This window comes from Desulfonatronovibrio magnus (genome assembly GCF_000934755.1).
In the GTDB taxonomy this organism is placed as follows: Bacteria; Desulfobacterota; Desulfovibrionia; order Desulfovibrionales; family Desulfonatronovibrionaceae; genus Desulfonatronovibrio; species Desulfonatronovibrio magnus.
The window spans coordinates 1-6,602 of the sequence record NZ_JYNP01000117.1 but is presented as its reverse complement, the minus strand read 5'-3'; the positions used below and the strand labels follow the sequence as shown (position 1 = coordinate 6,602).

Annotated in this window: 10 protein-coding genes; 2 read left to right on the top strand and 8 right to left on the bottom strand. The window is 42.4% G+C overall.

What is annotated here, in order from left to right:
- The coding region (locus LZ23_RS11180; protein ID WP_045214216.1) for an Rpn family recombination-promoting nuclease/putative transposase at positions 1-280 on the bottom strand (280 nt) is incomplete at its 3' end.
- A gap of 366 nt (positions 281-646) precedes the next feature.
- On the opposite strand from LZ23_RS11180, the gene LZ23_RS11175 reads away from it, so the two are divergent.
- Both LZ23_RS11175 and LZ23_RS11170 read left to right on the top strand, forming a co-directional pair.
- On the top strand, positions 647-925 hold the full coding sequence (locus LZ23_RS11175; RefSeq protein ID WP_045214214.1) for a type II toxin-antitoxin system RelE/ParE family toxin: 279 nt from the start codon (positions 647-649) through the stop codon (positions 923-925).
- Positions 926-939: 14 nt separating this feature from the next.
- Entirely contained in the window at positions 940-1,266 is a 327-nt protein-coding gene (locus LZ23_RS11170; protein ID WP_045214212.1) for a HigA family addiction module antitoxin, read from the top strand.
- Between the two features lie 215 nt (positions 1,267-1,481).
- On the opposite strand, the gene LZ23_RS11165 is transcribed toward LZ23_RS11170, so the two are convergent.
- The 7 genes from LZ23_RS11165 to LZ23_RS22615 all read right to left on the bottom strand — a co-directional run bounded on the left by LZ23_RS11165 (position 1,482) and on the right by LZ23_RS22615 (position 6,490).
- Positions 1,482-2,375, bottom strand: coding sequence for a phosphorothioated DNA-binding restriction endonuclease (locus LZ23_RS11165; protein WP_045214211.1), 894 nt, complete (start codon positions 2,373-2,375; stop codon positions 1,482-1,484).
- A gap of 5 nt (positions 2,376-2,380) precedes the next feature.
- Entirely contained in the window at positions 2,381-2,530 is a 150-nt protein-coding gene (locus LZ23_RS24120; protein ID WP_198145972.1) for a hypothetical protein, read from the bottom strand.
- A gap of 1,033 nt (positions 2,531-3,563) precedes the next feature.
- The gene (locus tag LZ23_RS25030; protein ID WP_045214222.1) at positions 3,564-4,241 is read right to left on the bottom strand and encodes a UPF0149 family protein; all 678 of its coding nucleotides are present in this window, start codon (positions 4,239-4,241) and stop codon (positions 3,564-3,566) included.
- Positions 4,242-4,249: 8 nt separating this feature from the next.
- A complete protein-coding gene (locus LZ23_RS24115) occupies positions 4,250-4,417 on the bottom strand; it encodes a hypothetical protein (RefSeq protein WP_157493202.1) in 168 nt (55 codons plus the stop codon).
- Between the two features lie 57 nt (positions 4,418-4,474).
- Positions 4,475-5,065, bottom strand: coding sequence for a DUF7713 domain-containing protein (locus LZ23_RS11155; RefSeq protein WP_052507321.1), 591 nt, complete (start codon positions 5,063-5,065; stop codon positions 4,475-4,477).
- 234 nt (positions 5,066-5,299) lie between these two features.
- The gene (locus LZ23_RS11150) at positions 5,300-6,097 is read right to left on the bottom strand and encodes a hypothetical protein (RefSeq protein WP_045214209.1); all 798 of its coding nucleotides are present in this window, start codon (positions 6,095-6,097) and stop codon (positions 5,300-5,302) included.
- A 48-nt stretch (positions 6,098-6,145) separates the two neighbouring features.
- On the bottom strand, positions 6,146-6,490 hold the full coding sequence (locus tag LZ23_RS22615) for a hypothetical protein (RefSeq protein ID WP_052507320.1): 345 nt from the start codon (positions 6,488-6,490) through the stop codon (positions 6,146-6,148).
- Positions 6,491-6,602 lie beyond the last annotated feature (112 nt).

The window sequence follows — 6,602 nt, the reverse complement described above, 5'->3', positions numbered from 1 at the left end:
GGAGCTTAGTCAGATGGAATAAATTGCTTTTATGCTCGATGAGCATATAGATTTCTGCAAGGTCTCTATTCTTGAACTGGAGGGACATAACCAGGTCGGTCAGGTTCTCCTTAAGCTCATCGCTTACAAAAGATTTGGAGGACACTTCCAGCGTATCCAGGTCCAGCTGTGATGTTATCTTTTCTGGAAGATAATAGCGGATAAAATCCCTGGCATAGACCTCCCGGCCCAGGATGTTCTTTACAAAGCTGTCGTGTGCCTTTGGTACTTTCTTGCTCATGCATTAATTTCTTAATTCTTTTTGGGAGAGTAAGCAAGTCCATATTAAGGTTTAGATCTAAAAACATATCCCATAATGCAACTCAAAGAACCTGTCCCCAGTTTCGTTATTATGTAGCAAACGTTTTTCCCTTCAAGATCAGCATATGACACCCGACTTGAAGGGATTAATCAGCCTGGGAATTCCCCGGGCTTTTTTTTGGCATTATCATTCGTATTGCGATTTTTTCTTTATTTTAGTATTTATTGGAGAATATTATGGGCTGAAAATAATGGAATTGTTGCGGGAGGCGAGGTCTTGATGGCTTTATATTCTGGTTACATATCTTCTATTGACGTTGTACGCTTTACGTCATAAATGTAGGACATGATTAAATCATTCACGTGTAAGGATACTGAAAAGTTGTTTAATGATCTGGATGTCAAAAAATTTCGGGCAATATCCAGGCAAGCCCGTATCAAGTTGGAAGTCCTGAATGCTGCTGTTTCACTGGATACCTTAAAAATTCCTCCGGGAAACAGACTGGAAGCCTTGAAAGGAAATAGAAAAGGACAATATAGCATCCGCATTAACAGTCAATGGCGTATATGTTTTAAATGGCAAGACAATAACTCTTACAATGTTGAAATTATAGACTATCATTAAAAGGAGATAGATTTATGAATAAAAAATTAACTCCTATCACCCCTGGAGATGTGCTTCTTGAAGAATTTCTACTCCCAATGGAAATTTCTCAAAATCAATTAGCCAAAGCTATAAATGTGCCAGCCAATAGGATAAATCAAATAATAAATGGAAAGCGAGAAATTACAGCAGACACTGCTTTAAGATTAGGAAAGTTTTTTGGCATTGAACCTGAATTTTGGTTAAATTTACAATTAAGGTTTAACATGAAAATAGCCCAGGAAAAGCATGGAGCGGAAATAGAAAAGGAAGTTAAAGCATACAAGCCAAAAATGGACAATTTCCAAACAGCGACGGCATGATTATGGAATTGTTGCCGGAGGCGAGGTTGTGATGGAGGGGAGATATCGGGCGTATTCGGAGTATAAGGATTCTGGGGTTGAGTGGTTGGGGGGAACTTCAGTTCTAAATAATAACAAATTGCTGGTCTCAGAGACGCTGGCGGGATCTATATTGAATTGATCTATGATTTTGATAGCCTACAGGATTATTAAGATACATTTATTTAGCCAGAAAATCAAATAGTTATCGATGCCCCTATCGCCCTATAATCACCCTGGAAAACCTGCTTAACATGCCAGGCCACAAATTCCTGGTGCGGCAGATATGTGATTCTCTGGGGATGCTGAATCTTTTTGCCATGAAAATTCATTAGCCATTCATTGAAGCCACAAGTGCCATTGGCTCTATCTGAGACCAGAATCTCCATATCACCTGACAAAGTAAAAGCACCCCTGTCAAAAAGCTTATGGTGCATAGTACAAAGGGCAATACCATTACGCTCTTCATCCGGACCGCCCGCCTGATGCCATTTGATATGAGCTGCTTCTAAGGCAATGGGATAATAATCAAGGCGAACATCAAAACCACAGACGGCACAACGGTTTTCATAGGCCCGGAGTATTTTGCTGCGAAACAAAGGATTCCTTCTGGCCTTTGTCACCAGGTCCTCGAGATCAATCCCCACAGCCTGCAGAATGTCTTCTTGGATAGATTCCGGAAAGTTATCGTAAAGAATTTTTTCAATGACCTGCTTAAGGGTTTGAGTAGATTTTTTCAAATTATCAAACACATCGCTTTTGAAGCCACCATAAGCTCTCAAATTGATCAACTCAGATCTAAGAGGATCACCGCTGGAGGTAAGCCTGAACATCTCAGAGTTTTCAACCTTCCACAAATTATCATTCTGCAATCTCCAGAAGGGATACTCTGTCCTTAAAGATACACTGGCCGGACCGAAAGCCATGAGCAAGTCCTTCAGCCTTTTTTCAATTTCCTCATAGGAAATAAGTCTTGTTTGATTCCTCAGCAGACAACCAATGGCATAAAGTACAAGAAGTGGCTTATGAGGGGCTCTTTTGCCGCCACGTTTCCACACGGTAATATGCTTAAATTTATCTACGATTTCCATAATATTTAAGTATCGCAGGCAACCTTCAATTTATCAACCACTTTATCCCAGTCCACATCAGGAGTCAGATGACACCAGCTGAATCTCAGGCAGGCATTGGCTTCATCATCACTCATGCCCATGGCCTTAAGAACATGGCTCCTTGTTGTCATCAATCAGGAAGACAAGCTCCCTTGAGCTCCTCACTACAGGAAAAAAAGACCTTTCTGGGAGGAAAGATATTAAAACAGCCATTCTGACATCAAAATGGCTGCTTTAAGGCCAAATTCAGGGCCTTTTTGGGATATTTTCTTTAACTATTCAATGACTTGATCAGGTCCGACCCCGTAAACGGGCCGTCACTGTCAGGCAGGCAATGTTCACAGTCTATGCATGCAAAAGTATTGTTCATGATCTGCTCCTTAAATTTTGTGCTGTTCTTTTTCCCGTGGAGCGGTGTCCACTTTGCCCATGTAATATGAACCAAACTTGATCCTCTTCATATCGGCCGTAAAAAGGACGTCCTGTTATTCCAGTCTGTTTCAAGTAAATATGGCGTCTGACACCACTGTAGAACAGCAGTGTCAATTATTAATCTTAATCTTTTATTCCGGGATCATGTTTACACATCGCGTCAAGCGCGAAATGTAAAGGAGAGCTTTGATCCTTTGAAGCTTAAAAATTAATCATTTTGAATGCTTACGCATAGATCTGGGCGGTATCCAAGACAAAAGTTGTCTGTAAGCCTCAAAATTGACCATTTCTTAAGGTGAAATACTGTAATAACAACACGTTGCTGGTCTCAGAGACCGGGGTCCACACAATCCTCTAATGTAACCTTGAGCACGATCAATAAGGCAACCTTAGTCTTAGGTAAAAGAGTAGATATTTCCCTCGTTGACCTCTAATCTCTAAAGTGGGCTTAGCCCGCAACCCAAGATAAAAAAAAGAGTGAGCAGCCATTGCTGGGACGGGCCCCGCAACTCACTTTTGACTTCCCTCTGTGCCAAAAATTGATGTCTGCGTAACAAAAACCATGTACCGAAAATTTGCTCCCAGCGGGTTCTGAGTTAAGGCTTCTTCTGCACTGGCTTCCATTTCCCGACCCTTCCTTGTTTACAGGCTGTTCTTTTCTCATAAGTGTACACTTTTTTATCATGCAGTGCCTTTATGCTGTTATGTTATATGAGCATGCAGCATCAACCAGGCTTAATTGATGCCGCAACATTTTTTAAATTTATTCCCGCTTCCGCACGGGCATGGTTCATTTCTTCCGATTTTACGGTCAGATCGTTTTATTGTTCTGGCCTGCTGGGAACGTGAAGCATAGGATTCTCTGTGCTGGTCAAAATGAGCATAAATCTTGGGAACACATACAGCCAGAAAAGCCAGGACTTTTTCACGCTGTTCTGAATCTATAGGGCCGGACCGCAGCTCGGGATCAGGGTCATGCTCGTGAGCAAGCATAAAAATTGGAACAAAGACAGCTGATTTTTCTTCGTCATCAAGATAATCTTCCCAGTCATCTCCTCCAAGCTGAACGCCTGACAGGAAACCCGCGGCCCAGTCATTGCCGATGGATCCTTCCTCATGATCAAGCATGACAGGAGTGAAAACATCATTTTCTTTCAGCTGATTTGTTATGGAATTCCAGTGCCTGAGAATCATTCCCGCATACTTCTGGGCCTGCTCAGCCGTTTCAAATTCACGTTCCTCTCCCCAGATTTGATGTAGAAACTTACTGGGCATGACCAGTTCCGGAGAACAGGCAAGCGCTGTCAGGAAACCATCCATCATTTCAATGTTCATGGAGCCTGGAATATCATCAAGAAAATCTCCCAGTTCATCCAGCTCATGCTCAGAAAGCAGCTCATGGTAAGATTGCATAAATTTGCTCAATATAAACTCTTGATATGTGTTTCAGGATTCATTTCTAAAGTCTCCCAGTTTCTGCCTGTCAGGATAGATGCCGCCCAGGAGATTTTAAAGCCTTTTTCCGGACATTCACCACAGTCTTCTTCTCCAGGACTTGCCTTTGCAAGTGCCTGCGGTTCCGGTTCCATAAACAAATTGCCTGTCATGTTGTTATTTGGATTTTAAGTCGTAAAAAGCTATTCTGATCATCTTTCCTCTGTCTTGTCGAATATCTCCATTTTAAAGTTGAACCCATTGTAAACCATGATCATCCTGCCAAACTCTTCCCATGATATTTCTTTGCCATCTATAACCACACAGGGAAACAGGTCAATTTCTGGATCATCTGTGATGTACCCTCTCACCGTATCGTTATCATTGATCGTATATCCGTATGAATCTGAAATCTCAATATGTTTCATGGATACCTGGCGCTGTACTCTGTCGATTAACTTCGTGAACAGACCGATCAAATCGTCTTCCACATCCCCCATTACCGAAAAACTATATCCACCAGGAGAATCATCTATTAATTCATAGGCTTCCAATGTGACATGAGGTCCAAATATTCTCGTTGAAATATGAAATGTGTGTTTGATACCTTCAGAATCTGAGAATGTAACCGGATGAAAAGATATATCTGTAAAATCAAAACCATACATTTCTGAAATTTCTTGGTTATAGCAACTGTTACAATAAAAATTGCTTTCGCCATCGTCTTGCAGCGAAACACCCTCATAACCTGGAAATTTTTCTCCACATGAAAAGCATGTGAATTTTTCAAAATTGTCTGACATTAATCATACCTGTTGTTTCATTTTTTTGTGATGATGGAGACACGAATGTTACGGGTATCAGAGACCCTGGCCAGGTTTGGTTTACCTACACTTTAAAGTTGTGTCCTATGATTTACCAACGGGGTTGACTTGACCCCTGGCTGATTAGCACCGCCTTTGCCTGAGAGCGTACTCTCTCTAAGTTACACACTTCGCGTCAAGGGCGAAATGTGTAACTTACTGATCAGGTTTTTGTTATTCATCAAAACCAGGCCGGAGGAAAGACTGAGCACCGGGGAAATAATTCTCAATCTTTATTCTCAGTCTTTCAAGATAAAACAGTATTTCCTGTAACTCTGAATTGTCCCGGCCAAGTAGACTTTGCAAAAGACCCCAGGCTGCAATGGACTTTTCAATGCCAATCAGGGCGACCTTGGCTGAACCGTTTGCATCATATTCGTCGTCTTCCAGGCTGTCTTCACTTGCCTGCCCCATTCCCGAGAGCGCCCTGTTTATCTTTACAAAAATCAGATGCTGATACCAGCAGACTATTTCCAATGCTTCCTTAATATCAACAGATTCCAGGGTGCTGACAGTACCAGGAATTTTTATCTGCGCACCCTGGCATGCTGTTAAAGACTCATTGGCTTCAAGCCACTCACCAGCCATCTTTGCGTATTTCCCGGCCAGGATGGAACAAATATTCTGATCAGCACTGTTCCTCTGTTTCCCGTCCCCTTCCATATCCACAGAACCCATTGCCAGATCAAGGTCAATGCCCTTTTCTTCGGCAAGGTCATTGAGCAACTCCATGGTGACCTCAAAGACCCTGGACATGGCTTCCCAGAAATCTTCATTTCTTGCGTCATGGGATGCCTGATCAGGAAAAAACTCTTTTTCCATGGCGAAGTTCATGCACCGGGAAGTAAACGCACACTTCTCACACCACCGGTCACAATAGTTGTAAATGCCGGAGATAAAACCTGGATTCTGAGCCAGTTTTTTCAGCTTTTCCTTATCCATAACTGTTGGTTTCTCTGGTTTTAATCCCATCGGGAAGTTTCATGCAAAATGCCGGAACTGACCTCAGTAATACTGATTCTATTTGAAAAATTTTTTGTTGCAGTCCCTGCAGTAACTATCCGGGGCATTATCCCCCAGAAGACATCCACCCGGCTTAATCTTGCCTGATTCGGCCTGTTTTCCCAGCTCTGAATCCGGCATTCCACAAACTATCGGCACTGTGTTAAGCGACCCGCACAAAGGACATTGCACCACCTTGATCACCTCAGTGTTCTGCAATTCATCAAGTTTGCTTTTTGCATCCTGGTCACCCTGGTCTGCTTTGGCCTGCAGCCTTGCAGCCCTTATCCAGTCTAAGTTGGCAGCATCTGTCCGCGCGTCTAAAATCATACAATTGCCCTGAGGTGACTTTTTGTCTTTCATGCTCCCTCCTGTTTTTGCTCATTAGCTGGTCGTTTACCATTTTCTGACGTTTCAGTGTCATGAGCAAGGCTTCCCTTGTTTTCTCAGTGATCTCGACAACAATGACTTCCAT